The 25,612-nt window shown below is 69.2% G+C and carries 24 protein-coding genes; 14 read left to right on the plus strand and 10 right to left on the minus strand.

Going from position 1 to position 25,612, the window contains the following annotated elements; all coding sequences use genetic code 11:
- Positions 1–21: 21 nt before the first annotated feature.
- From C9F13_RS00690 to C9F13_RS00720, 7 genes are all read right to left on the minus strand, one after another.
- Positions 22–1,107, minus strand: a complete 1,086-nt coding sequence (locus C9F13_RS00690) for a DegT/DnrJ/EryC1/StrS family aminotransferase (protein ID WP_108444328.1) — start codon at positions 1,105–1,107, stop codon at positions 22–24.
- A 28-nt stretch (positions 1,108–1,135) separates the two neighbouring features.
- On the minus strand, positions 1,136–1,717 hold the full coding sequence (locus C9F13_RS00695) for an acyltransferase (RefSeq protein WP_108444329.1): 582 nt from the start codon (positions 1,715–1,717) through the stop codon (positions 1,136–1,138).
- 8 nt (positions 1,718–1,725) lie between these two features.
- The gene (locus C9F13_RS00700; protein ID WP_108444330.1) at positions 1,726–2,676 is read right to left on the minus strand and encodes a Gfo/Idh/MocA family protein; all 951 of its coding nucleotides are present in this window, start codon (positions 2,674–2,676) and stop codon (positions 1,726–1,728) included.
- Between the two features lie 41 nt (positions 2,677–2,717).
- Positions 2,718–4,034 carry a nucleotide sugar dehydrogenase gene (locus C9F13_RS00705; protein ID WP_108444331.1) on the minus strand — a complete coding sequence of 439 codons (1,317 nt, stop codon included), beginning with the start codon at positions 4,032–4,034 and terminating at the stop codon, positions 2,718–2,720.
- 64 nt (positions 4,035–4,098) lie between these two features.
- Entirely contained in the window at positions 4,099–6,294 is a 2,196-nt protein-coding gene (locus tag C9F13_RS00710; RefSeq protein ID WP_211310878.1) for a polysaccharide biosynthesis tyrosine autokinase, read from the minus strand.
- 40 nt (positions 6,295–6,334) lie between these two features.
- Complete coding sequence (locus C9F13_RS00715; RefSeq protein ID WP_108444332.1) at positions 6,335–6,799, minus strand: low molecular weight protein-tyrosine-phosphatase; 465 nt, start codon at positions 6,797–6,799, stop codon at positions 6,335–6,337.
- Positions 6,796–7,923, minus strand: coding sequence for a polysaccharide export protein (locus C9F13_RS00720; protein WP_108444333.1), 1,128 nt, complete (start codon positions 7,921–7,923; stop codon positions 6,796–6,798). The genes C9F13_RS00715 and C9F13_RS00720 overlap by 4 nt, the downstream gene beginning before the upstream one ends.
- A 742-nt stretch (positions 7,924–8,665) precedes the next feature.
- On the opposite strand from C9F13_RS00720, the gene C9F13_RS17345 reads away from it, so the two are divergent.
- From C9F13_RS17345 to C9F13_RS00735, 4 genes are all read left to right on the plus strand, one after another.
- A complete protein-coding gene (locus C9F13_RS17345; RefSeq protein ID WP_157955128.1) occupies positions 8,666–9,037 on the plus strand; it encodes a hypothetical protein in 372 nt (123 codons plus the stop codon).
- Positions 9,038–9,180: 143 nt separating this feature from the next.
- Complete coding sequence (locus C9F13_RS17350; protein ID WP_157955129.1) at positions 9,181–9,753, plus strand: YjbF family lipoprotein; 573 nt, start codon at positions 9,181–9,183, stop codon at positions 9,751–9,753.
- 93 nt (positions 9,754–9,846) lie between these two features.
- Positions 9,847–10,587 (plus strand): capsule biosynthesis GfcC family protein, encoded by a 741-nt coding sequence (locus tag C9F13_RS00730; protein WP_108444335.1) that lies wholly within the window; start codon positions 9,847–9,849, stop codon positions 10,585–10,587.
- On the plus strand, positions 10,584–12,683 hold the full coding sequence (locus tag C9F13_RS00735; RefSeq protein WP_211310879.1) for a YjbH domain-containing protein: 2,100 nt from the start codon (positions 10,584–10,586) through the stop codon (positions 12,681–12,683). The genes C9F13_RS00730 and C9F13_RS00735 overlap by 4 nt, the downstream gene beginning before the upstream one ends.
- A 42-nt stretch (positions 12,684–12,725) precedes the next feature.
- Here C9F13_RS00735 and C9F13_RS00740 read toward each other — a convergent pair whose 3' ends face one another.
- Entirely contained in the window at positions 12,726–14,006 is a 1,281-nt protein-coding gene (locus C9F13_RS00740; protein ID WP_108444336.1) for an O-antigen ligase family protein, read from the minus strand.
- Between the two features lie 248 nt (positions 14,007–14,254).
- On the opposite strand from C9F13_RS00740, the gene C9F13_RS00745 reads away from it, so the two are divergent.
- From C9F13_RS00745 to pdxH, 3 genes are all read left to right on the plus strand, one after another.
- Complete coding sequence (locus C9F13_RS00745) at positions 14,255–14,956, plus strand: AzlC family ABC transporter permease (RefSeq protein WP_108444337.1); 702 nt, start codon at positions 14,255–14,257, stop codon at positions 14,954–14,956.
- Entirely contained in the window at positions 14,953–15,300 is a 348-nt protein-coding gene (locus tag C9F13_RS00750) for a branched-chain amino acid transporter permease (protein WP_108444338.1), read from the plus strand. The genes C9F13_RS00745 and C9F13_RS00750 overlap by 4 nt, the downstream gene beginning before the upstream one ends.
- 94 nt (positions 15,301–15,394) lie before the next feature.
- Entirely contained in the window at positions 15,395–16,036 is a 642-nt protein-coding gene (pdxH, locus tag C9F13_RS00755; protein ID WP_108444339.1) for a pyridoxamine 5'-phosphate oxidase, read from the plus strand.
- 84 nt (positions 16,037–16,120) lie between these two features.
- On the opposite strand, the gene C9F13_RS00760 is transcribed toward pdxH, so the two are convergent.
- Complete coding sequence (locus C9F13_RS00760; protein ID WP_108444340.1) at positions 16,121–18,868, minus strand: bifunctional acetate--CoA ligase family protein/GNAT family N-acetyltransferase; 2,748 nt, start codon at positions 18,866–18,868, stop codon at positions 16,121–16,123.
- A 111-nt stretch (positions 18,869–18,979) separates the two neighbouring features.
- Here C9F13_RS00760 and C9F13_RS00765 point away from each other — a divergent pair, with 111 nt between their 5' ends.
- Positions 18,980–19,915: a histone deacetylase family protein gene (locus C9F13_RS00765; protein WP_108444341.1), complete on the plus strand. Its 936-nt coding sequence runs from the start codon at positions 18,980–18,982 to the stop codon at positions 19,913–19,915.
- Between the two features lie 152 nt (positions 19,916–20,067).
- Positions 20,068–20,703 carry a helix-turn-helix domain-containing protein gene (locus C9F13_RS00770; RefSeq protein ID WP_108444342.1) on the plus strand — a complete coding sequence of 212 codons (636 nt, stop codon included), beginning with the start codon at positions 20,068–20,070 and terminating at the stop codon, positions 20,701–20,703.
- A gap of 13 nt (positions 20,704–20,716) precedes the next feature.
- Here C9F13_RS00770 and C9F13_RS00775 read toward each other — a convergent pair whose 3' ends face one another.
- On the minus strand, positions 20,717–21,562 hold the full coding sequence (locus tag C9F13_RS00775) for a formate dehydrogenase accessory sulfurtransferase FdhD (protein ID WP_108444343.1): 846 nt from the start codon (positions 21,560–21,562) through the stop codon (positions 20,717–20,719).
- A gap of 219 nt (positions 21,563–21,781) precedes the next feature.
- Between C9F13_RS00775 and C9F13_RS00780 the strand changes: the two genes are divergently transcribed.
- The 5 genes from C9F13_RS00780 (at position 21,782) to C9F13_RS00800 (ending at position 25,588) form a co-directional block, all read left to right on the plus strand.
- Positions 21,782–22,213 carry a DUF3305 domain-containing protein gene (locus C9F13_RS00780; protein ID WP_108444344.1) on the plus strand — a complete coding sequence of 144 codons (432 nt, stop codon included), beginning with the start codon at positions 21,782–21,784 and terminating at the stop codon, positions 22,211–22,213.
- Entirely contained in the window at positions 22,210–22,794 is a 585-nt protein-coding gene (locus tag C9F13_RS00785; RefSeq protein WP_108444345.1) for a DUF3306 domain-containing protein, read from the plus strand. Before C9F13_RS00780 ends, C9F13_RS00785 begins: the two co-directional genes overlap by 4 nt.
- A gap of 188 nt (positions 22,795–22,982) precedes the next feature.
- A complete protein-coding gene (locus C9F13_RS00790) occupies positions 22,983–24,698 on the plus strand; it encodes a 4Fe-4S dicluster domain-containing protein (protein WP_108444346.1) in 1,716 nt (571 codons plus the stop codon).
- 4 nt (positions 24,699–24,702) lie between these two features.
- Positions 24,703–25,305: a TorD/DmsD family molecular chaperone gene (locus tag C9F13_RS00795; RefSeq protein WP_108444347.1), complete on the plus strand. Its 603-nt coding sequence runs from the start codon at positions 24,703–24,705 to the stop codon at positions 25,303–25,305.
- A gap of 79 nt (positions 25,306–25,384) precedes the next feature.
- Positions 25,385–25,588 carry a twin-arginine translocation signal domain-containing protein gene (locus tag C9F13_RS00800; protein WP_108444348.1) on the plus strand — a complete coding sequence of 68 codons (204 nt, stop codon included), beginning with the start codon at positions 25,385–25,387 and terminating at the stop codon, positions 25,586–25,588.
- Positions 25,589–25,612 lie beyond the last annotated feature (24 nt).

Raw genomic sequence — 25,612 nt, forward strand, 5'->3', positions numbered from 1 at the left:
ATACTCCCGATCGCCCCACCCTCACTGCAGCGCGTCGATCAGGGCAGTGACGATGCGATGCTGGTCCTCGCCATCGAGGTAGGGGTGCATCGGCAGGCTGATCACGCGCCGGGCCGCGGTGTTGCCGACCGGCAGGTGCGCCGTCTCGTCGGCCACGGCCGGCTGGCGGTTGAGCGGTATCGGGTAGTGGACCGCGGTGGGGATCTGCGCTTCCGCCAGCCGGGCCAGCACCACCTCGCGGTCCTCCACCTCCACGGTGTACTGGGCATAGGCGCTGGTGTTGTGGCGCTCGATGTGCGGCGCCTCGAGGCCTGCCGCGGCGAGCAGCCGGCCGTAGCGCTCCGCCACCTGCTCGCGAAGCCGCAGCTCGTCGTCGAGGATCTCCAGCTTGGGCAGCAGGATCGCCGCCTGCAGGGTATCCAGCCGGCTGTTGATGCCGACCCGCACGTGGTGGTAGCGGCGATCCTGGCCGTGCCGGGCGATCTGGCGCAGCACGGTGGCCAGCTCGTCGTCGTCGGTGAACAGCGCGCCCCCGTCGCCGTAGGCCCCCAGCGGCTTGCTGGGGAAGAAGGAGGTGGTGGCGATGGCCGAGAGGCCCCCTGAGCGCCGCCCCTTGTAGGTGGCACCGAAACTCTGGGCGGCATCCTCGATGACCGTCAGCCCGTGGCGCTCGGCGATCGCGTTGATCGCGTCCATGTCGGCACACTGGCCGTATAGCGAGACCGGGATGATCGCCTTGGTGCGCGGGGTGATCGCCGCCTCGATGCGCGCCGGATCGAGCAGGTAGGTGGCCGGATCGATGTCCACGTAGACCGGACGGGCGCCCAGCAGGGCGACGGTCTCGGCGGTGGCGATGTAGGTGAACCCGGGGGTGATCACCTCGTCGCCCGGGCCGATCCCCAGCGCCATCTGGGCGATCTGCAGGGCATCGGTGCCGTTGGCGCAGCTGATGCAGTGCCTGACGCCGACGTAGGCCGCCAGGCGGGCCTCCAGCTCGGCCACCTCCGGGCCCAGGATGTACTTGCCATGGGCCAGCACCTCACGGATGCCGTCGTTGATGCGCTCGCGGATGCGCACCTGCTGGGACTCGAGATCGATGAATTGCATGGGTGTCGTCTTCCTGGTGGTTCGAGGCTCAGGCCGGGTCGCAGGCGAGGGAGTCCCCCTGCAGCCGGTAGCGGTCGCCGGTGTGCGGGCAGCGGGCCTCGCCCTCCCCGGTCAGCGGCAGGTCGAGGTGCTCGCCGTGCCGGCTCATCCAGCCCAGCTGGCGCGCCGGCACCCCGGCCATCAGGGCGAAGTCGGGGACGTCGCGGTTGATCACGGCGCCGGCGCCCACGAAGGCGTAGCGCCCGATGGTCACGCCGCAGACGACCGTGCAGTTGGCCCCCAGGGTGGCGCCCTCGCGCACGAGGGTGTCGCGGAACTCGTCCTTGCGCTCGACGCGGGCCCGGGGGTTCATGACGTTGGTGAAGACCATGCTGGGACCGCAGAACACGCCCGCCTCGAGGGTCACGTTGTCGTAGACGGAGACGTTGTTCTGGACCTTGCAGTGATCGCCGATCACCGTGCGGTTGCCGACGAAGACGTTCTGGCCGAGGGAGACCTCGCGGCCGATGCGGGCACCGCCACAGACGTGCACGAAGTGCCACACCCGGGTGCCCTCGCCGAGCACGGCACCCTCGTCGACGATGGCGCTGGAATGGATACGGGTACTCATGGAGGACCTCACTGGGCGAAGCGCTTCAGGCAGGGGTGTCCCTCGCCGTGGGCCGGCGGCTCGGGACGGGCGTGTCGCAGGTGATCGACCGTTTCGATGCAGTGGCGCGCGTCCTCGATGCCGTAGCCGCGGCCGGCGAGGATCTCCCGGTAGCTCACGGTATGCAGGTCGGTGAAGCCGCCGGAGAACTCGATCTCCTGGCCCTCGCAGAGGATCGAGCGGTAGGTGGGCTGCTGGCCCTTGACACTGCTGGGCAGGTCCTCGGCATCGATCGACAGGAACCAGCGGACCCGCGCCCGTTCGTACTCCAGGTACCCGGCGGCCTTCTGGTCATCGACATGGTGGAGGACGTTGCGCTGAAGCTTGCCGAACACGAAGTGCAGCATGTCGAAGAAGTGCACCCCGATATTGGTCGCGACGCCGAAGGACTTGCGCGGGTCGCCCTTCCAGCTCTCCTGGTACCACTGGCCGCGCGAGGTGATGTAGGTCAGCTCGACCTCGTACTTGTCGTGGCGGGCACTCTTCGCCACCTGCTGCTTGAGCTCGAGGATCGCCGGGTGATGGCGCAGCTGGAGGATGTTGTAGACCCGCCGGCCGGTCTCCTCCTCCACCCGCTGCAGCTCGTCGAGCAGTGCCGGGGTCGGCACCAGCGGCTTCTCGCAGATGACGTCGCTGCCGAGGCGCAGCCCGGCGGCGATGTGCGCGTGGTGCAGGTGGTTGGGTGAGCAGACCGCGATGTAGTCCAGGGCGGTATAGGGATCGCGACGGCACCGATGCGCATGCTCCAGGAAGCGCTCGAAGTCGGTGAAGAACTCGCTGTCGGGCGAGATCGAGTCGATGATGCCGACGGAGTCGTTGATGTCGTAGGCGGCCGCCAGGCGGTTGCCGGTCTCCTTGATGGCCTTCATGTGCCGCGGGGCGATGTAGCCGGCGGCGCCGATCAGTCCGAAGTACTTCATGCAGTATCCCTCTGTCGTTCTTGTGGGAGGCCCGGTCGGCCTCAGGCCTTGATCACGGTGTCGGCGGCGGCCCCGCGATAGATCCCGCGGGTGTCGACGATCAGCCGGGCGTGGGCGAGGATCATGGCGTAGTCGAAACGGTCGTGGTCGGTGGCCAGCACCACGGCGTCGTACTCCTCGAGCGACGCCGGCGTCAGCGGCACGCTCTCGAGGTCGAAGTGGTGCTCGCGCATGGTGGGGAACGCCGGGACATGGGGATCGCTGTAGGCCAGGTCGGTACCGCGCTCGCGAAGGCGCTCCATGATGTGCACGGACGGCGACTCGCGCATGTCGTCCACGTTCTTCTTGTAGGCGATGCCGAGGACCAGCACGCGGCTGCCCTTGAGCGCCTTGCCCCGCTGGTTGAGGGCCTCCATCAGCTTGCCGACCACGTACTCGGGCATGCCCTGGTTGATCTCGCCGGAGAGTTCGATGAAGCGGGTGTGCAGGCCGTACTCGCGGGCCTTCCAGGTCAGGTAGAAGGGATCGATGGGGATGCAGTGCCCCCCCAGCCCCGGCCCCGGGTAGTAGGGGGTGAAGCCGAACGGCTTGGTCGCCGCGGCATCCACCACCTCGAAGATGTCGATGCCCATGCGATCGGCCACCACCTTCATCTCGTTGACCAGGCCGATGTTCACCGCGCGGTGGATGTTCTCGAGCAGCTTGGTCATCTCGGCCGCACGGGTCGAGCTGAGCGGGACCACGCGGTCGATGGCCGGGCGGTAGAGCGCCAGGCCCACCTCACTGCAGGCCGGCGTATGGCCGCCCACCACCTTGGGAATGGTCCGGGTCTCGAAATCGCGGTTGCCGGGATCCTCGCGCTCCGGGGAATAGACCAGGAAGAGGTGCTCGCCGACGGTCAGGCCCTGGCGCTCGATGCGCGGCAGCAGCTCCTCCTCGGTGGTGCCCGGGTAGGTGGTGCTTTCCAGGGAGACCACCTGGGCCTCGCGCAGGTGAGGGGTGAGCGCCTCGACCGTGTTGATCACGTAGCTCATGTCCGGCTCGCGGTACTTGTTGAGCGGGGTCGGCACGCACAGGATCACCGCATCGACCTCGGCGATCCGGGCGAAGTCGCTGGTGGCCTCGAAACCGGCGTCCCGGGCCACGGCGACCCGCTCGGCGGGGATATGCTCGATATAGCTCTCCCCGGCGTTGAGTCGCGCCACCTTGCCCGGGTCGATGTCGATCCCGAGCACCCGGAAGCCGATATCGCTGTATCGCAGCATCAGCGGCAGGCCGACATAGCCGAGCCCGACGATCCCGATCACGGCTTCCTTGCGCTCCAGCCGCTCCACCAGACGATCTTTCAAGTTGGTCATGACGCATCCATGTTTTCAGACAGAAGGGTTGTGGCAGATCCCGGCCACGCGGGGACCGCCAGGGTCAGCCACCGGCCTTGTAGGCGTAGTGGTAGTAGCCGTAGCCGAAGCTGGTCGCGGCCTTGGGCTCCACGGCATTGAGGATCGCGCCCTTGACCGAGACCCCGCTGCTCTCCAGTCGACCCAGGGCGGCCCGGATCTCCTTGGCGGGGTTCAGCCCGTAGCGCGCCACCATCAGGGTGGTGCCGCTCTGCTTGCCGACCACGGCGGCATCGGTCACCGCCAGTACCGGCGGCGTGTCGATGATCACCAGATCGAAGCGGCCGGCGAGGTCATCCAGCAGGGCGGTGAAGCGATCCCCCATCAGCATCTCGGCCGGGTTGGGCGGGGCCTTGCCCCGGGTGATGAAGCTCAGGCCGCTCACGGACGACGACCCGATCGCCTCGTCGAGGGGGCACTTGCCGGACAGCACCTCCGAGAGGCCGCCCTCGCTCGACACGCCGAAGGCCGTATGCAGGTGTCCCTTGCGCATGTCGGCGTCGATCACCAGCACCCGCTGTCCCCCCTGGGCACAGACCGCCCCCAGGTTGAGGGTGACGAAACTCTTGCCGACGCCGGGGCTCGGCCCGGTGATCATCAGCCGGTTGTCCCGGCTCTCGAGCATCGCGAAGTGGAGGCTGGTGCGCAGGCCTCGCAGGGCCTCGATCGCGGTATCGTCGGCTTCACGGCTCGCCAGCAGGCCGCTGGTCACCGCGCGACCGCGCTTGTGGTGACGGTGCTTGAAGCGACGCACCAGCTGCTGCTGCTCGTCGGACAGCGGCACCGTCGCATAGACCGGCAGCCCCAGTTCCTCGATCTGCTCGGCACTCTCCACGGCGCAACTGAAGATGCTGCGCAGCAGCACGCCACCCACGGCCAGGAAGCCCCCCACCAGGGTCATGAAGACCACGGTCGCCGGCTTGCGGGGTGCCACGGGGTGGGGCTGGACCACGGCATCGTCGAGGATGCGCACATTGCCCACGGTGCTCGCCTTGGTGATGTTCATTTCCTGGATCTTGTTGCGGAGCTGGACGTAGACCTCCTGGGTCACCTCGACGTCCCGGGACAGGCGCAGCACATGCTGCTGGGTCTCGGGCATGTCGGAGATCTTGTCGTTGAGGCGCTCGCGCTCGCGCTGCAGGTTCTGCTTCTTGTCGAGCATGGCCGCATAGGTGGGGTGGGCGGCATTGAAGCGATGAGACAGCTCGGCCTCCTCGAGCTCCATCTCCTTGATCTGGGACTCGAGCCGGACCAGGCGATCGAGCACCGAGCGGGTCTCCATCGAGAGGTCGACGCTGTCGCGCTGGGTGCGGTAGCGGTTGAGGGCGTTCTCGGCCTGGACCAGTTCCTCGCGCACCTGGGGCAGTTGCTCGCGCAGGAACTCGAGGCTCTTCTCGGCCTCGGCGCTTTGCCGGCGGATGTTCTGGGTCAGGTAGATCTCGGCGATGGCGCTCAGGGTGTCCTCGGCACGCGCCGGCCGGGTGTCGCGCAGGGCAAGGCGGAAGACGCCGCTGTCGCGACCGCGCTGGGCGACGCTGAAGCGGGCGCCCAGGCTGTTGATGGCGGAGAGCCGGGTGCGGCGGAGCAGCGTGAACTCGGCGCCCTTCCCCGCCTCGAGCTCGGCGACGCGCAGGTCGATCTGCCCCTTCGCAAACCGCTCATCCTCGCCGACGCGCCCCTCGCCCAGCAGGCGCTCCTCGGCGTAGAGCCGATATCCCCCCGAGCCCATTGCGACCACCCTCAGCGGGCGACCAAGCCAGGCCTCGTCGACCCGCAACTTGCCCACGCTGAGAAACTCACCGGCCCAGACGCTGCGGTCGGCGAAGCCAGGACGCTCCACGCCGCGCCTGACCAGGAACTCGCCGACCAGCGGCAGCCGCGTCGGCGTCACCACGACATCGAGGCGCTCGCGGTCGACGGCCTGCCCGAGCACCATCCGCGAACGCAGGATCTCGAGCTCAGCCTCGGCCTTGGGCTGCTGGTCGAGCATCGAGCGCACCTCGGACAGGGGGTTGCTCAGTCCCGGGTTCCCCTCGACCTGGACCAGCGCATCGGCACGGTAGACCGGGGTCGCGAGCTGGACGTGGATCACTGCCCCCACGGCGAAGACCAGGGTGATCAGCGCGATCCACCACTTGTGGTCCAGCAACGCCCCGGCCAGGCGAGCGATATCGATGTCATCCTGTGCGGGTCGCCCGCCTTGGGTCATCTGTTTCACCATTGAGAAATCCTGCTGAACGAGTGGAGACCGGGCCCTGTGATCAAGACGTGCCCGGAGCCAGGCGACGCGCCCAGCCGTCGGCGGCCTGGACGAGGTGGGCATGCACCGACGCAAAGAGTTCGTCGCTGCCGCGATAGGGGTCGGGCACGTCCGTCCCGCCCGGGCCCAGCCAGTGGCCGAAGCGCATGACCTTGCCCGTGGCGGTGGGATAGCGCTCGGCAATGGCGAGCCGCTGACTCTCGCTCATCACCAGGACCAGATCCGCCTCGCGCACCATGGCGGCGTCCAGCTGGCGGGCGACATGCCCGTTGACATCCAGTCCGTCGGCCTCGGCGAGCCGCCTCGCCCGGGGCTCGACGCCCTCGCCGACCAGCGCGCCCAGGCCGGCGGATGCCACCCGGCAGTGGGCCAGTTTCCGCTGCAGCAGGGCCTCCCCCACGGGGCTGCGGCAGATGTTGCCGGTGCAGACCACCAGCAGACGCTGAAAGGGGCCGATCGAACTCATCGCGCCAGGTCCTCGACTTCGCCGGTCATGCGCGTGCTCTGGTAGAGGCTGCTGACCGTCGGCAGCAGCTGCTGGATCACGCGGTTCCAGCGGCCCAGTGGCGTGGTGGTGACGTAGACGATGTCGCTGGGCGCCAGCCGGAACTCGGTCCCGAGCACCAAGGCCGCGGCATTGCGGGCATCCAGCTGGTAGACGGTCGCCAGCTTGTCGCTTCGGGACGGGCGGCGGCGGATCACGAAGATGCCGGAGGCGTCGGCGCTGCTCTCGTCGATGCCGCCCGCCTCCGACAGGGCGTCGGTGAGGGTCAGGCGGCTACGCCCCATCGGCAGGCTGCCCGGCTCGCCGACCTCCCCCATCACGTAGACCTTCTGCTCGCCCAGGTCGCGCACGTGCAGCACGTCGCCGTCACGCAGCAGCAGGTTCTCGTCGAGGCGGCCGTCGTTGAGCATGGCGTGGAGGGACAGGTCGATCCTCTCACCGTCACGGGTGAGGACGACGCGATGCCAGTTGGCCAGTTCGCCGGGGCCGCCGGCGGCATTGATGGCATCCAGCACGGTCAGCGGGACGTTGGTGATCGGCATGGGGCCCGGCTTCTCGACCTGACCGGTGACGTTGACCTTCTGCGAGTTGAACTCGGCCACCTGCACCTCGACCTGGGGCATGGCGACATAGGGCCGCAGGGCCCGGGCGATGCGTGCACGCACCTCGCCGACGGTCTGGCCCACCACCGAGATCTGGCCGACATACGGATAGAAGATCGTGCCGTCGTTATGCACCGTATTACCGGATTCGGCGGCACTGCGTTCGCTGCCGGCGGGGATGGTCAGCTCGGGGTGGTCGTAGACGATGATGCTGAGCACGTCTCCCTTGCCGATTCGGTACCGGTACCCCTCGGCCGGGGACGTCGTCGCCTCGCCGGACACCGGCGCCTCGCTGGCCTGGCGCTGCATCCGGACCAGGCCGAAGGTGATGGGCTCGATATCCACCAGCTCGTCGATGGGCGCCGTCGAGGTGTCGTAGTCGATGTGTCCGCCCGGGGCGAAGGCGCAGCCCTGCACCAGCAACAACCCGATGGCTGGCAGTGCCGCCCGTATCCGGCGCCACCCGTTCTCAGTCGTCTTCATCTCACTCTCTCGACCATGCCGTTTCCCTCGCCCCATGGGGCAAATATGCCTACCAAGCAGTAAAAATGTCGCGCAAACGATACGCCTAATGCGAGATAAAACCCCAAATTAGACACGCCAATATCCATGCATACCGCACAATGATTCACACGATATCGAATCAATTTTGCGACACGACAAAATTGAAATGTCGCAGATGTGATACACATCTCTCTGCACAACGAGCGCACTATCTCTTCGCTCACCGCCCATACGAGCCGGTAGAGAAGGAGGCATTATCATTTATAGTCAATTACTTACAAAAACAATATGACAGAGACCACTCTTCCAACTGTTGCCGTATGGCAACACATTGACTTTCATTCCCTATGAAAATGGTCAGAAATACTTCTGCGACTTCGAGGCGATAGCTCGAAGGACCTATCCGAATGATGGGCGCTTTCGACTGTATGAGAGGATAATCATTTATCTAACCATGTCACCCATAATTCCGCATTTTTTCATTTCCTTTCCGTTCTTTACATTTCTTAAATTTACGACAAAAAGATTTTCTTTAGTGAATCCTTACCTTTCTGTAAGACGTATATCCCCGCACAGATTCCCATGAATCTGCCTTCGGTAATTCGGGAGGAAACGGCGGCATGCGATCGCCGGCGGGGGGATGCGGGTCAGGCAGGACGCAGGCCGCGGCTGCCTGGCGGCGCAACACTCGGAGCCTTCAGGCACACAGGAGTAGCAGACGATGAAACGATTCCGTACAGCGGCGCGACCGGCCGCCATTTTGGCCACGCTGGCCATGACCCTGTCGCCGCTGGCCCTGGCGCAGCAAAGCGCCCAGGGCCAGGCGAGCGCCTCGGGGAACGCGAACGCCAACGCCGCCATCTCGACGGGCAATGCCAACACGGCCACCGCCGGGAACGCCGGCGCCAACGGTGGCGTGGCCACGGGCGGTGCCGCGGGAGGGGATGCCCCGGGCAATTCCGGCACCGCCATCGGCAACGCCATCGACAACGGGGCCGTGGGCGTCGGCGTGGTGACCGGGGCGAACGGCACCGGCCCCGGTACCGGAACCGGCTCCGGAGCCACGGGCACCGGCCAGGGCAAGCCGCGTTGACGCCTTGGCAACATCGCGCCACGGCGCCACATGAGGAACCACAGGGCCGCCGCAAGGCGGTCCTGCTGCGTTGCCGCCTCCTCGCGATGCTGCTGGTGGGCAGCCTGCTGGCCGGGTGCGCAAGCGGAGGGGGCTTCACCGCCATGGGCGCCACCCTCCTCTCCCCGTGGCGAGCGCCCGACCCCGCCGAGCGCGCCGCGGCGCTGCCCTACGCCTCCCTGGCGGTGGACACCCAGGGCAACCGGGGCCTGCTGGTGATGGCCTACCAGGCCGGTGAGAACGGCCGCGACACCTTCTGGCAGGCGGCGGATTTCGCCACCCTGCAGCTGCGCGATGGCCGACCGGTGGCCACGGACGGCTTCGAGGCGACCCTGCTGGGCAGCTGGCTGGTTCCCCTGGCGCCCCCCTATCGCTATCGCCTGCATGCCCACTGGCAAGACCGCGACGGCCGGGAACACCGGGACGTGGCGATGGCACGCCTCGAGTGCGACGGCCCTCGCCCCGTCGAATTGCCCCTGATGCGCAAGCCGCTGGAGCGCTGCGTCGAGCGCCTGCGCTGGCAAGGCGGCGAACGCGGCACCAACGTCCTGTGGCGAGATCCCGATACCGGTCGGCTCTGGGCCGGCGAAATATCCCTCTGGCCGGACGGCCAGCGGCTGGCCTGGCGGGTCGCACGCCCCTGGACTCGCCAACCGGCGCCGGCGCCTGGCTCCTGACCGCGCCGCGACACGAGATAACCTGAAGATAACCCGATGCCCGAGAAGCGAATCCTGTCCCCGGGGATACCCCGACGCGCTCTGCGATGGGTCGTGGTGGCGAACCTGGCCCTGGTGCCGGTGCTGACCATGGCCGCGTCCCCCCCGTCGTCCCCCCGACTGTCCGACTGGTGGCTGGAGCGGGAGGCGCTCCCCGCGCCCGACACCCGGCCCTACTACCTGCTCGGCACGGATGCCGGCGAACAGCAGCGCCTGGGGCGACGCCTGCTGGCGGAATTGACCACCCTGATCGGCCAGGCGGAACTCGGACGGCCCCACCTCCGCCAGGCCGGCCTGATGGCCTGGCGACAGGCCATCCGTCGCGGACTCGCGCGGGGCGGCCGCACGCCCGCTCGCGCCGACCTGGCCGCCCTGCTGGCGCATCCACGCCATGACCCGCCCCTGGCCTCTCTCGACACGATCGGCGTATGCCAGGCCCCCGACTGGGTGGAGGTCTGGTCACGGGAGGGCGTCACACGGCTTCCCTGGACGGCGCGGATGCGCCTCAGCGATCTCCTGGCGCGCCTGCCGCCCGAGGCGCTGGGCACGACCCAGGCCGCCCGGCTGGTCTCCCCTCACCGGCCTCCCCGGCGGCTCGGCATTGCCGCCTGGAACGCCCAGGAGGCCGAACTCGTCCCGGGCAGTCGCCTCGTGCTCGAGCTGAGCGACGACCTGCCGGCCGCCGCCTGGCTCAACCGTCACCTGCCCGACTTCCTCGCCACCCGCCTGCCCGGGGGGTCCTGCACGCCCCTCGGGCCCACGCCCACGGCCTCGCAGCGGACACGTTCGACATGATGCATCCCCCTTCCCGCCAGGCGTCGCCGCGGCTGTCGCTGGCCCTGCTCCTCGGCCTGGCGGCCGCCACCACGAGCCACGCGGCCAGTCCCGGGCGCAGCGATTTCGGCGACACCGGCCTGATGCAGACCCCCACGGCCCGCATGCCGCCCCTCGGCCATGCCGCCCTGACCCTGTCCCGAACCGCGCCCTACCGACGCTACAACCTGTTCTTCCAGCCCACGGACTGGCTGGAGGCCGGCTTTCGCTATGTGGAGATCGAGAACCGCCAGTACCTGGCCGCCGACGAGGACCGCAACAACCTCGACAAGGGGCTCGACCTCAAGCTGCGCCTGCTGGAGGAGAGCCGCTACCGGCCGCAGCTGGCCATCGGGGTGCGAGACGTGGCGGGCACCGGGCTGTTCGGTGCCGAGTACCTGGTGGCCAGCAAGCGCTGGCACGACCTGGATGTCAGCATGGGACTGGGCTGGGGCTACCTGGGCAACCAGGCGGACCTCGCCAATCCCCTGGGCCACGCCTTCGATCGTTTCAACAGCCGCGACGGCTTCAGTGCGGGAGGCGACGGGGGCTCGATCAGCGTGTCCCGGCTGTTCAGCGGTCCCGCCGCGCTGTTCGGCGGCATCGAGTACCAGACCCCCTGGGACCCGCTGGTGCTGCAGCTCGAGGTCGAGGGCAACGACTACCAGCAGGAGCCCCAGCGCAACGACCAGGCCCAGGACAGTCGCGTCAACCTGGGGGCCCGCCTTCGCCTGACCGACAGCATCGAGCTGCATGCGGGCTGGGAGCGCGGCAATACCGCCATGCTCGGCGTCAGCTTCTCCACCAACCTGGCGACCCTCTCGCAGGCCAAGCGCGACCCGCAGCCGGTTCGCCTGGCCAGTGCGCCGGCGGAGCATGACGGGGACTGGCAGGGGTTGAACCGGGCCATGGAGGAGAATGCCGGCATCCGGGTGCACCGCCTGCGCCAGGCGGGCGACGAGGTGACCGTGGAGGGTAGCCCGACCCGCTACCCGTCCCTCGCCGAGAGCGAGTTTCGCGCCGGGCGCCTGCTCCACAACCGGCTGGGGCGCGAGGTCGAGACCTTCCGGTTCCGCTGGGAGCAGCGCGGCATGGCGCTTCGGGAGAGCGTGCATGACCGACAGGCATTGACCGGGGCGGTACGCTCGGCGAGCCACCGTGTCGAGCATCGCCACGGCCTCTATGCCCATGGCGCCCTGACGCCGGCACGCGGCGAGGTGCTGTTCGAGAACGACCCCCGAGGACTCTCCTACCGCCTGGGGCCCATGCTCGAGCAGAACTTCGGCGGGCCGGACGGCTATCTCTATCGGATCTCGGCCAGCCTGGATGCGGAATACCGCAGCAGCCAGAACGGCTGGTTCAGCGGCAGCGTGGCCTACGGCCTGGCCGACAACCTCGAGAACTACGACTATATCGCCGACTCGGACCTGCCGCGGGTGCGCACCCATATCGGCGACTACCTGGCGGAAACCGACGTGGGCCTGACCAACCTGCAGTACACCCACACGGCGCGACTGGACGACGACTGGTACGCGATGGGCTACGGCGGGATCCTCGAGACCATGTACGCCGGGGTGGGCGGCGAGGTGCTGTACCGCCCCTTCGACAGCGACCTCGCCATCGGCCTGGACCTCAACTGGGTGCGCCAGCGGGCCTTCGACCAGGGGTTCGGTTTGCGCGACTACCGCACCTGGACCGGGCACCTGACCGGCTACTGGCAGACCGGCATCGAGGACACCCTGGCCAAGGTCAGCGTGGGGCGCTACCTGGCCGGCGACCTGGGGGCGACCTTCGACCTGTCGCGGGCGTTCGACTCGGGCGTCAGGCTCGGGGGCTGGGCCACCTTCACGGACGCCGGCAGCGACTATGGCGAGGGCAGCTTCGACAAGGGCATCTACGTCTCGCTGCCCCTCAACGCCTTCTTCGTGAACTCGACCCGCGAGCGCGCCAATATCGCCTGGCAGCCACTGACGCGGGACGGCGGCGCCCGCCTGGGACGCCGCTTCGGCCTCTACGGCCTGACCCGCGAACGCGACATGGCGCGCTACTGGGAGGACTACGACGCGGCACTGCCCTGAGTCTCTCGGCCGCGCCGTCGGGCGGGCCGGCCACGTCGGCCATCACACCGCGGCGGGACGCGGGCGATAGAGGGCCCACAGCATGGCCAGCCAGGCGGCATAGGTCGCAAGCCCCGCGGGATAGGCGAGGAAGCTGTAGGTCAGACCGAAATCGATGAAGGCGACGGGGAGCAGGGTGCCGGCGATGGCCAGCGAACGCTGGCGGGGGCAGGCGGCACGAATCCCTCGGGCGAACAGCCACAGCGGGGTGACATACAGGGCCAGCAGCGCCACCAGGCCGGGAACCCCGCGCTTGACCCAGGCATCCAGCACGTCGTTGTGAGAATGCCAGAAGCGCCCCAACTCGGGATCCAGCTCCCCCTCCCGGATCAACCGGGCCTTGCCGGCTCGGTACCCCTCATTGCCCCACCCCCGCCAGGGTCGCTCGGCGATCAGGGCCAGAGAGCCCCGCCACAGCTCGAGTCGCGCACTGACCGAGGTCATCTCCTCGTCCCCCTGGAGATACCGCTGCAGGCTGGACACGGCATGGTCGACCCTCGCCTGGACACCGGTCTGGGGCACGACATAGAGGGCGATTGTCATCGCCAGCAGGCCGCCCATCCCGATCAGCCGCCAGCGTCGCGCCACTCGCCGCCCCTGACCGCGATAGATCACCCACAGGGCCAGCGGCACGCCGATCCAGCCTCCCCGGGAACCGGAGAGCAGGGAGGCCAGGAGGCCGCCGAAGGCGCCCCCCGCCAGCAGCGGGAGCCAGAGGTGACGGCGGACCCGGGGCCAGGCCCACACCAGCCCGGCCAGACAGCTGAGGCCGGTCAGCAGGGCCAGGTTGCCGAAGAGGATGGCATGCAGTGGCTCGTGGCCATCGGCACGCAGCACGCCGTCGGCCAGTCGCTGCCACAGCGCCCAGGCACCGGCGCCAATGCCCCCCAGCGCCATGCCGATCCACAGCCAGCCGATCGCCGGCGTCAACCGACACAGCAACACCAGCAGCGTCAGCCCCATGCCGATGGAGGCAGCGCCGCCCAGTGCATCGCCGGCCTCGCCTTCCCAGAGGCCGGCCACCAACCAGATGCCCCCCTGCAGCACGAGGGCCAGCATCAACCGTCGGTCCCGACGCCCCCAGTCCATCGCCGCTCGCCCCGGCCATAGACAGCACAGGCCGACGACCGCCAGCAGACCCGGCACCAGGAAATAGCCCCGGGGTACCAGCAGCAGCCCGATCCAGAACCCCGCCACGCCGACGCCCACCGCGGTGCGTCGCCCGCCGCCTCCCCGCGGCCAAGCGACCTCCCCTCCGGACGGCGACAGGCCTCGCTCTTCCATGCTGGTTCTCCCTTCCCGGATCACGTCTCTCGATGTTGCAGCGGCTATGACCACGGCCGGCGTGAAAGGATCACGCCAGGGGCATGACGCTTGCCCTCAGGCCCGGTGCCCGCTGGCACCGCGACGCCACAACAAGTTATTCTAATTCCCCGTGATTCATCAGCAGTCTGAACCGTCAGGAGAGTCGCCGGCAGGGAAATCGTTCACGGGGACGGTCCCGGGCGAACACGCACACAAGGAGGAGCTGCATGGGCAAGCGCCATGCCTGGCATGAGGCCAGCGTCACGACCCTGCCGGTGATGTTTGGCTACCTGCCGCTGGGCGCGGCCTTCGGCATCCTCGCCATCGAGGTCGGCGTCCCCGTCTGGGGCGCGCTGCTGATGTCGCTGGTGATCTACGCCGGGGCCGGCCAGTTCCTCGCCGTGGCGCTGCTCGCCGCCGGGGCGGGCCTGGTGGAGGTGGCGGTGGCCACCCTGATGCTCAACTCCCGCCATCTCTTCTACGGCCTCTCACTGCTCAAGCGCTTCCAGGGGGCCGGCTGGCGCAAGCCCTACCTCATCTTCGCACTGACCGACGAGACCTACTCGCTGCTGACCACCCACGGTGGGGAGCGTGGGCTGGACCACGCCCAGGCCTTCCGCCTCAGCCTGCTCAACCAGCTCTGGTGGGTGCTGGGCAGCGCGGCGGGCGTGCTGATCGGCACCACCCTGGCCTTCGACAGCCGCGGCATCGAGTTCGCCCTGACGGCGCTGTTCATCGTGCTGACCCTGGAGCAGGCCCGGCGGCTGCGCCAGTGGCTGCCCTTCGCCATCGCCCTGGCCACCGGCCTCGGCGCCGTGGCGCTGCTGCCCGACCGCCACCTGCTGCTGGGCGCCATCGGCGCCACCACCCTGGTGCTGCTGGCCGATCACCGCCGCCGTCAGTCACACCGCGAGGCCCTGACCCCATGAGCACCGCCGAGCTGCTGACCTTCATCGCCGTGTGCGCCGCGGCGACCTTCGCCACCCGCGTGCTGCCGTTCGTGGCCCTCGCCCGCCAGGCGGAACATCCGCTGATCCTGCACCTGGGGCGCTACCTGCCGCCGGCGGTGATGATGATCCTGGTGATCTACGCCCTGCGCGACTTCCGTCCCCTGACCGACGGCCGCCTCAACGCCGCCCCCGACGGCTGGCCGCTGATCCTCGCCTCGCTGGCCGTGGTGGGGCTGCACCTGTGGCGGCGCCACGCCCTGCTGTCGATCGCAGGGGGGACCGGCGCCTACATGGCCATGGTGCAGCTGGGCTGGACCCCGTAAGCTGGGGGGAGGATTTCCCGAGGTTCGTTGATCCAGGGCATTGAGCTCGGCCCGACGACCGGCGAGCATGACGAAAAACTTCAAGGAGACGGTCATGACACGCAACATTGCCGACATTCGGCGCGACTATGAGGGCGGCCAGCTGGAGGAGGCGGACGCCCCCGACGAGCCCATGACGCTGTTCGACGAGTGGCTGACCCTGGCGCTCGACACCGAGGGCAGCGACGGCAACGCCATGACCCTGGCCACCGCCGACAGCCAGGGGCGCCCCCACGCCCGGATCGTGCTGCTCAAGGGCACTGACGAGAAGGGCATGGTGTTCTTCACCAACTACCACAGCCACAAGGGCAGCGAGCTCGCCAACGTGCCCCACGCCTCGCTGGTGTTCTGGTGGCCCAGCCTCTCCCGCCAGGTGCGCGTCGAGGGCCGGGTCGAGCAGGTCAGCCCGGAGGAGTCGGACACCTACTTCGCCAGCCGTCCCCGGGGCAGCCAGCTGGGTGCCTGGGTCGCCACCCAGAGCGTGGTGATCCCCGATCGCACCTGGCTCGCGGAGCGCGAGCAGCGCTTCGAGCACGCCTACGAGGGCCAGGAGATTCCCCGCCCGATCCACTGGGGTGGCTACCGCGTGATCCCCGACATGATCGAGTTCTGGCAGGGCCAGCCGAGCCGACTCCACGACCGCCTGCGCTTTGAGCGTCGCGACGGCAGCTGGCACCGCTTCCGCCTGGCGCCCTGAGGGCCTCGACCCCGCCTCGACGGAACGCGGCCCCCGCCCAGAGGCGGGGGCCGCGTTTTGTTCATCGGATGGCGAGCGCCGGCGTCAGTCCGGCTGGCTCTCCAGGCGATGGCGCTGCCACTCGCTCTCCGGCTCGTTGAGGCGCAGCACGGCGTCCACCACCTGCTCCTCCATGTTGTAGCGCAGGCGAAAGCCCAGGTGCTTCATCAGCGCGCGCATCGGGTGGTTGTCGACCATCACCTTGCCGATCATCTCCAGGGTGCCGACGCTGCGGCAGTAGCCGATCATCTTGTTCATCAGCAGGCTGCCGATGCCGAGCCCCTGCAGGTCGTCGCGGATGATCACCGAGAACTCGGTGCGGATGTTGTCGGGATCGTTCCAGACCCGCACCACGCCGAGCATCTCCTGGCTGCCGTCCTCGCCGCGATGCTCGGCGATGAAGGCCATCTGCCGGTCGTAGTTGATGTGCGAGAGGATCGACAGGTCGCGCTGGGTGAGGTCCGCCTTGTTGTGGAAGTAGCGAAAGCGGATGCTCTCCTCGGAGAGCTGGTCGTGGAAGCGGGTGATCAGCGGCGCGTCCTCGGCGCGGATCGGGCGCACCTCGACCTTCCAGCCGTTCTTCAGCGTGAACCACTCCCGCAGCTCCTCGGGATAGGGCATGATCGCGAAGCGCGCCGGGGTGCCGAGGTCCATGGCGAAGTCCACGGCCAGCAGGCCGTCGCGGTTGAGCACCAGCGGGTTGAGCTCCAGCCCGCGCAGCTGCGGCAGGTCGCTGGCCATCTGAGACAGCGTCACCAGCAGCTCGTAGAGCCGCTCGAGGTCGCGCTCGGGGTGGCTGGAGTGCTCGCGGATCAGCCGTGCCGCGTGGGTGCGCCCCACCACGTCCGCCGCCAGGCTCATGTTGAGCGGCGGCAGCGCCACCTGGCGGTCGGCCAGGATATTGACCTTGTAGCCGCCGATGCCGAACACGATCACCGGCCCGAACACCGGGTCGCGGGTGATGCCGGCGCACAGCTGCATGGAGTGCTTGCCGCGCTGCATGGCCTGCAGGCAGTACTCGTGGATCGCGACGTCCGGGAACTTCTCGCGCACCCGGTCGCCCAGCCGCCCCACCGCCTCGGCGACTTGCGCCGGGTTCGCCAGGTCCTGGAGCAGGCCGGCGGAGATCTTGTGGGGGTGCTGGCGGTAGCGGAAGGGTCGACAGTTGCCCTCGTGCACCACCTTGAGGGCCATGGGGCCGTCGAAGTCGGCCGCCGCCTCGGCCGCCTCCTCCGGGGTCTGGGGATAGCGGCTCGGCGCCACCGGCAGCCCGTAGGCCGCGAGCACCTGCGCCGTCTCGGAGTGGGCGAGGGTCTCGCGCCCCGCGTCCCGCGCCTCCTCGATCAGCAGCCGGCAGCGCCGGCGGATCTCCGCGGTGGTGGCGAAGGGCAGGCTCGGCGGAATCTCCTGGAGCAGCGCCTGCACGCGCTGGTAGTCCACCATGTGCATGAAGGCCTTGACCGCCTTCTCCGGGGAGAGATAGGTGGGAATCCCCGCCAGGTTGCATTCGTAGCGCGCCGACAGCGCCTCATGGAGGCCCATCCAGCTGGTCAGCAGGTTGCGCCGGAAACGCTTGCGGGCGGCGATGATCGCCTGGGCGGTGGTCTTGGAGGGCGCCAGCCGCGTCGGGGCGTGGACCACCAGCACGGCATCGACGCCTCGGTCGGCCGCGACGATCTCCAGCGCCTCCACCAGCCGCTCCGGGGTCGCGTTGCCGCCCAGGTCCACCGGGTTCTCGCCGGGCTTGCTCATGTCGAAGTCGTCGCGCCGCAGGGCGTCGCGGGTCTCCTCGCTGAAGGTGGCCAGCCGGCCCCCGGCATTGATCAGCTTGTCGATGGCGAGCATCGCCGGTCCCAGGCCGTTGGAGACGATGGCCAGGCGATCGCCCTTCAGCGGCTTCATGCGCGACAGCGTCTCCAGGGCATCGAACAGCTCGTCGGAGTCGTTGACCCGCACCACCCCCGCCCGGGCGAAGGCGGCGTCGAAGATCTGGTCGCGATTGGCCACGCCGGGCGTCGGCGGAAGGCCCGAGATGTCGGACTCGGCGGTGCGCCCGCTCTTGATGGCCAGCACCAGGCGGTTGCGCGAGGCGTCGCGCAGCGCGGTCATGAAGTGCTGGGCGTCCATGATGCGCTCGAGATGCAGCAGGATCGCCTGGGCCGGCGAGAACTGGTTGATGTAGTCCATCAGGTCGGGCAGCAGCACGTCGACGCTGTCGCCCACCGTGAGCAGGTGGGAGAAGCCGATGCCGCGACCGGCGGCCCAGTCGATCATGGCGTTGCCGAGCATCCCCGACTGGCCCAGATAGGCCACGCGGCCGGCCTTGACCGGCTGGCTGGCGTAGGAGGCGTTGAGCTTGCGACCGGGGACGATCAGCCCCATGCACTCGGGGCCGAGCACGCGGATGCCCGAGGCGCGGGCCGCGCCGAGCATGCGGCTGCGGATCGAGCCCTTGTCGCCGTGGTCGCGGTCGAGGTGGGCGCCGCCGGAGAGCACCAGCGCGGCCTTGACCCCGAAGCGGCCCAGGGACTCGATCAGCTTGGGCACCGTCTGGATCGGCGAGCAGATCACCGCCAGATCCGGCACCTCGGGAAGGTGCGACACCCGGTTGACGCAGGGCGCCTCGAAGACCGCCTCGTAGCCCTTGGGATTGACCGCCCAGAGGCTGCCGGGAAAGCCGCCCTCGCGAAGGTTGCGGATCACCAGGCCGCCCATGGAGTAGGGCTTCTCGGACGCCCCGATCACCGCGATGGTGCCGGGCTCGAAGAAGTGACGAAGAAAGCGCGTGCTCAAGCCAGGACCTCCCTGCGCGGGGGATTGCCCCGTCACGTTTACGACTTATGGACACTGTCCGGCAGACGGGGGTCACGATTAAGGTGACTTCAGCCTTTTCGGAGCCAGCGCATGATCACCGCCTACATTACCCACCCAGACTGCCAGTTGCACCACATGGGGCCCGAACATCCCGAGAGCCCCCTGCGGCTGGACGCCATCCGCGCGCGGCTGATGCGCGCAGGCCTCCTGCAGCAGACCATGCAGTCCGACGCCAAGGCGGCGACCGAGGAGCAGCTCGCCCGGGTGCACCCCCTGCGCCACCTGCGCGCCCTGGAAAAGTGCGTGCCGGAGCACGGCATCGTCACCCTGGACAGCGACACCATGATGAACCCCGACAGCCTCACGGCGGCCAAGGTGGCCGCCGGCGCGGTTGTGCGGGGGGTCGATCAGGTGTTTCGCCGTCAGGCCGACAACGTCTTCTGCGCGGTGCGCCCGCCCGGCCACCATGCCGAGGCCAGCGACGCCATGGGCTTCTGCTTCTACAACAACGTGGCGGTGGGCGCCGCCCATGCCCGGGCGAAGTACGGGGCGCGCCGGATCGCCATCCTCGACTTCGACGTGCACCAGTGCAACGGCACCATCGACATCTTCAAGGATGATCCCGAGGTGCTGGTCTGCACCAGCTTCCAGTACCCCTTCTATCCCTGGCGCTACCTGCGCAGCGAATGGCAGAACGTGGTCAACACGCCGCTGCCGAGCGGCACCGACAGCGCCGCCTTCCGTCGCGCCATCGAGGACGACTGGTTGCCCGCCCTGCACGCCTTCAAGCCCGATATCGTGCTGGTCTCGGCGGGCTTCGACGCCCACCGCGAGGATCCCATGGCGGAGCTCTGCCTGGAGGACGACGACTTCTACTGGGTCACCCACCTGGCACTGGAGATCGCCGCCCTGTACGCCGACGGCCGCCTGGTCTCTGTGCTGGAGGGCGGCTACGACCCGGACGCCCTGGGGCGCAGCGCCGAGGCCCACCTCACTGCCCTGCTCGGCCTGCCGTACGGCGCCTGAGCGGCGTTTCCCGCCGACCGGAAACGGAGGCGCGCGCCCCCGATCCACAAGAGTCCGGCTGACGTCCGCACGAAGGGGCACCGCCCACGACGGCTGTGGTACGCTTCAGGGAAACCTCGTTTCCAATAGTGAACAAGGACAGTGATCCGCGCATGACCGCCACCACCGATCAGGGCGCCGCCCTGCGTATCGCCGCCGGCCGCAAGCCCTTCGTCGAACCGCTGCGCCTGGGCGAGCGCGTGAAGGAGATCCGCCTGGCCAACCAGTGGACCCTGGAAGACGTCAGCCAGCGTACCGGGCTCGCCCGCTCGACGCTCTCCAAGATCGAGAACGACCAGATCTCACCGACCTTCTCCGCGGTGCAGAAGCTGATCGACGGCCTGGGCATCGACCTGCCCCAGCTGCTCTCGCCGCCCAAGGTCCAGACCCGCACCATGGGGCGGCGCGACCTGACGCGCCGCGGCCACGGCGAGCTCCACCCTACCCCGACCTACGAGCACGAGCTGCTCAGCTGCGAGCTCGCCCAGAAGCGCATGATCCCCTTCAAGACCATCGTGCGGGCCCGCGCCTTCGAGGAGTTCACCGAGTGGGTGCGCCACGACGGCGAGGAGTTCCTGATGGTGCTCGAGGGCGAGATCCGACTCTATACCGAGTACTACGAGCCGCTCTCCCTCAGCGACGGCGACAGCATCTACTTCGACAGCGCCATGGGCCACGCCCTGGTATCGACCAGCGAGGCCGATGCCGTGGTGCTGTCGGTCTGCACCCGGGGCGACGGCACGTCCTGAGGCTCAGGCCTCTTCAGACGCGAGCCCGATCCCCCGGGCGGCGCGTCGGCACGGCGTCGAGCTCGAGCCGCCCCGCCCCGTGGATGGCCTGGAAGTGTCGCCCCTTGGCCCGGGCGATCAGCAGCACGCCGAAGCGCTCGGCCAGCTCCACGCCCTTCTGGGTGACGCCCGAACGCGATACCAGCACGCCGATGCCCATCTGCGCCACCTTCAGCACCATCTCCGAGGTGAGTCGCCCGGTGGTATAGAAGATGTCGGCCTCCGTGCTGTCGGCCTCGGCGAGCCACTGGCGCCCCGCCAGGGTATCCACGGCGTTGTGGCGCCCCACGTCCTCGACGAAGTCCAGCACCGTCTCCTGGCGGCACAGCGCGCAGCCATGCACGGCGCCGGCGCTGCGATAGGTCTCGTTGTAGGCGCCGAGGTTGTCCAGCAGCCGATAGAGCACCGACTGGCGCATCACGGTGGCCGGCAGCGGGCGCAGGGCGGTCGCCTCGAGCAGCCGGCCGAACACCGTCCCCTGGCCGCAGCCGGTGGTCACGGTGCGCTGGCCCAGCCGCTCCTCCAGGTCCTCCGGCAGGCGACGAGTCACCACCGCCGCCGCCTCGACCTCCCAGTCCACCTGCACCGCCTGCAGGTCCCGGACCTCGCCGATCAGGCCCTGGTTGCGCAGATAGCCCACCACCAGCGCCTCCGGGTCGGCCCCGAGGGTCATCAGCGTGACGATCTCGCGCTTGTTCAGGTAGACGGTGAGGGCGCGTTCCGCGGCGATCGCCTGGCGCTTCGCCTCGCCGAACTCGTCGAGCACCTCGATCTCCAGGGTAGCGGGCAGGCGTGCCCGGCTCAGGCTGATGTCGTGCATCCACGGCTCCTCGACAGAACGTTGACGTTCGATGATGGCACTCTACGCCCCGCCCTGTCTTTACTATGTAAAGGTTCGTTGACACTGGGCAGTGTCATCAATATCAGATTTTTCTGTACTATTAGCGGACTCGGTACTCCTGACACCGCGGCATGTCGACATGGGATGCCCCGTCACGACACGCCTCCCCCTTCAGCCCGGCCCCGGAGAGACTGACCCATGGCGACGATCAGCAGCACGCGCCCCCTGAGCTTCGAGATCGTCGGCGAGCCGCTCACCATCAAGGGCTTTGCCACGACCCGCTGGCGCATCGCGAACCTCGCGCCGGGCGACGCCGGCCCCTGCCGGCTCGATCTGCAGCTCTACATGACCGAGCGCGCCGCCTACCGCTTCAACCTGACCAGCCGCACGCCGCGCCTGTTCGTGCGGGCCGGCGAGGCCGACGGGACGCCCCGCCCCGATGCCATCACCGCCAGCCAGGAGGTCGCCGCCGGCTGGCTCGACGGCGAGCATCGGGTGCTCGAGATCGACATGCCGCTGGCCCTCCAGGCCTGGCTCGAGGCCTATCTCGCCCACCACGGCGAGGCGCCCGAGGAGGGGCGCAAGAAGAAGCGCAAGGGTGCCGGGCGTGCCCGGGAGGCCAAGTCATGAACCGCCTGGAACGCTGGTCGCGTCGCAAGCGGAGCGAGCAGGAGGCGCCCTCGACCTCGCCCCGGGCCGCGGTTTCCGCCGAGGACGAGAGTCGAGCGGCAGGTCCCGACGCTCACGGCGCCCCGGAGGCGGTCGAAGGGGCGCCCGAGCCGGGCAGCCTCGATCACACCCTGCCCGATCCCGACACCCTGCCCCCGGGAAGCGACATCAAGGCCTACCTGGTCTCCGGCGTCAGCGCGGGGCTACGCAAGCGCGCCCTGCGCCGCCTCTTCGCCGCCAGCCACTACGGCGTCCGCGACGGCCTCGACGACTACGACGAGGATTTCCGGGAGAAGCTGAAGCCGCTGGCCGAGGACGTGGCCGAACGGCTGCGCCAGTGGACCCGCCGTGAGGTCGAGAGCGACGACGAGATGCCGGAAGAAAAGGCCCCGGAGGAGGTCTCGTCACGGGCCATCGACGGCGGTGAGCAGGACGGCGATGAGCAGGACGCCCGCGAGATGCCCCCGGAGGCGTCCGATCCCGCCCCGGACAGCGATATCGCCGACGACGCCGAGGGGCCTTCTCATGAGCGCCCAGGATGACGGCCCGCAGCGGCGCGGCCGACTGCTGCCACCGGGCGATCCATTGATCCGGGCTATCGCAGTCATGCATCAGTCCTATGCATTAGACCAAGGCAGCGTTTGCGCCCACCGCGTATTCGACCAAGACTAACTAGCAGGCATACAACGATGACAATAAGCCTACCGCACGCACGCAACCGTGAGACTGCATGAACCAGCACATCGAACTGATGCCGGTCGACGACGATCGCAACCGGCACGCCAGGGAGGCCGCCCGGCGCCGCGTCTCCTGGCCCGTCAACCTCAGCCCTGCCCGCGTCAGCTATCAGAGTGACGGCCATGCCCTGATCCTCGGTAACGAGCGGGATGTCCGGCGCGCCGCCCGCGCCCTTCTCGCAAGAGGGCTCGCGCCTCCCACCCTGGTGGTCACCGAGCCGCTCCAGGACGATGCCGGCAGCGATACCGAACACGAGGCGCTGCTCGCCGCGACCGCGGATCTCGCCTGCCAGACGCTGTCGCGCGCCCAGGCGCGGGCGCTCACCATCGACGGCTACCTGGGGCAATTCGGCGTCAGTGTGCCCGACGGCGACGGCTCGCTGGATCTCGCCCGGGCGCTCGCCGAGCGCGCCCATTTCGACCTGATCCTCGATCTCGGCGCAACGCCCACCCTCGCCCTCGAGCTTCCCCCGCCCGGCTACGTCGCCCTGCACTGGCAGGACGCGGATCGCGACGAGCGCCTCGAGGCCCTCGCCGGGCTGGTCGGCGAGTTCGACAAGCCGCGCTACTTCCAGATCGACAACGACCTCTGCGCCCACGCCAGCAGCGGCAACACCGGCTGCACCCGCTGCCTGGACGTCTGCCCCGCCGATGCCGTCGCGAGCCACCAGGGCCGCATCGAGGCGTGGATCGAGATCGACCCCTTCCGCTGCCACGGCGTCGGCAGCTGCAGCAGCGCCTGTCCCACCGGCGCCATCCAGTTCCGCCTGCCGGAGACCGCCCGCCAGCAGGACACCCTGCTGGGCTGGCTCGCCGCCTATCACGCGGCCGGCGGCACGGCCCCGGTGGTGCGCTTCGCCGAGGCGAGCGACCTGGCAACCGAGGGCGAGGCGGCGGGCCACGTGCTCGACGTGCCCCTCGAGGAGCTCGGGGCCGCCGGTCACGACCAGTGGCTGACCGCCCTGGCCGCCGGCGCCGCCGAGGTGCGCATCCAGTGCCACGCCCGCATGCCCGAGCGCCTGTCGGCCTTCATCGACGACCAGCTCGCCCAGGCGCGTGCCCTGCTCGCGGCCCTCGGGCACGCCCCGACGCGGATCGCGCGTCTCGAGGCCGGCGACACGTTCGGCCGCGATGCCCTGCCGGTCGAGCCGCCGCTGACGCAGACGCCGCCGGTACTGGACGGTCACGACAAGCGCCGCCGGCTCAACGCCGTACTCGAGCACCTGGCAGGCCTGGGCACCCCGGACGGCCAGCGCCACCGCCTGCCGGCCGGCGCCGCCTACGGCGATATCGCGGTCGATGCCGACGCCTGCACCCTGTGCATGGCCTGCGTCTCCAACTGCCCGACCCCGGCGCTGGCCGCCGGCGACACGAGCCCGCAGCTGAGCTTTCGCGAGGCCGACTGCGTGCAGTGCGGACTCTGCGCCGAGGCCTGCCCGGAGCAGGCGATCACCCTGCGGCCCGGCTTCCTGGCCGATGCGGTGCGCAGCGAGCGGCAGGTGCGCCACGAGGAGGCCGCCTTCCCGTGCATTCGCTGCGGCAAGCCCTTCGCCACCGTGAGCACCGTCGAGACCATCAAGGCCAAGCTCGCCGACCACCCCTACTTCGCCGGCGACGCTCTGGCCCGCCTGGAGATGTGCGAGGACTGTCGCGTCAAGGACGTCTGGCAGGACATGGCCCGCAATCCCGAATCGCAGCTGAAGGTGTGACCGCATGAACGAGCTGAACGAGAGCGATGCGCTGCGCGCCGACGTCTATCGACTGCTGGCCCGGCTGCTGCGGGAGGCCCCGGATGCCGACCTGCTCGACTGGCTGGCGGGGCTCGAGGTCGAGGCCGACGGCACCCTGCTCGCCGAGCGCTGGGCGGCGCTGATCGCGGCGGCACGCGAGACCACCGCCGAGGCCGAGGTCCGCGCCCACTTTCGCCACCTGGTCGGGGTGGTCCAGGGCGACGTCACGCCCTACGCCTCCTGGTACCGCAACGGCGAACTGATGGACGCGGCGCTGGTCGCGCTGCGCCGGGACCTCAAGGCGCTGGGCTTCCAGCGTGCCGAGCATAGCCACGACCCCGAAGACCACCTCGCCGCCCTGGCGGAGGTGATGGCGATGCTGATCGAGGCCCGATCAAAGGAGGAGGCGCGCTTCTTCATGGCGCACCTCGCCCCCTGGGCCGCGGACTGCCTGGCCGATCTCGGCCGGGTCGACACCCCCTTCCAGGCGTGCCTGGGCCGGCTCGGCCAGGCCTTCATCGAGCAGGAGGCCCGGCGCCTCGAGGCCGAGGCACAGCAGCATCCGGTGCGGATCGTCGAACCCTGACGCCGCGCGACAACCGTGACAGCCCCATAACGACAGAGCCCGTCAGGGCCAGCGACAGCGAGAGACAGGAGAGCTACCCATGCCCAGCACACGCAACCCGCAGCGCCGGCGTTTCCTCAAGACCCTCGGCGTCGGCACCGCGGCCGCCGGCGCCGCGGCCGCGGTCGGCCACGTCACCCTGGCCCAGGCCGACACCAAGGCCGAGGCCCCCCAGGCCGAGCCGTCCCGCGAGTACCGGGAGACGCCCCACATCCGTGCCTTCTACGCCACCCTGCGTGATTGACGGCCCCGAGCCAGGAGAGCAGCC

The organism is Halomonas denitrificans, assembly GCF_003056305.1.
GTDB classification, from domain to species: Bacteria; Pseudomonadota; Gammaproteobacteria; order Pseudomonadales; family Halomonadaceae; genus Halomonas; species Halomonas denitrificans.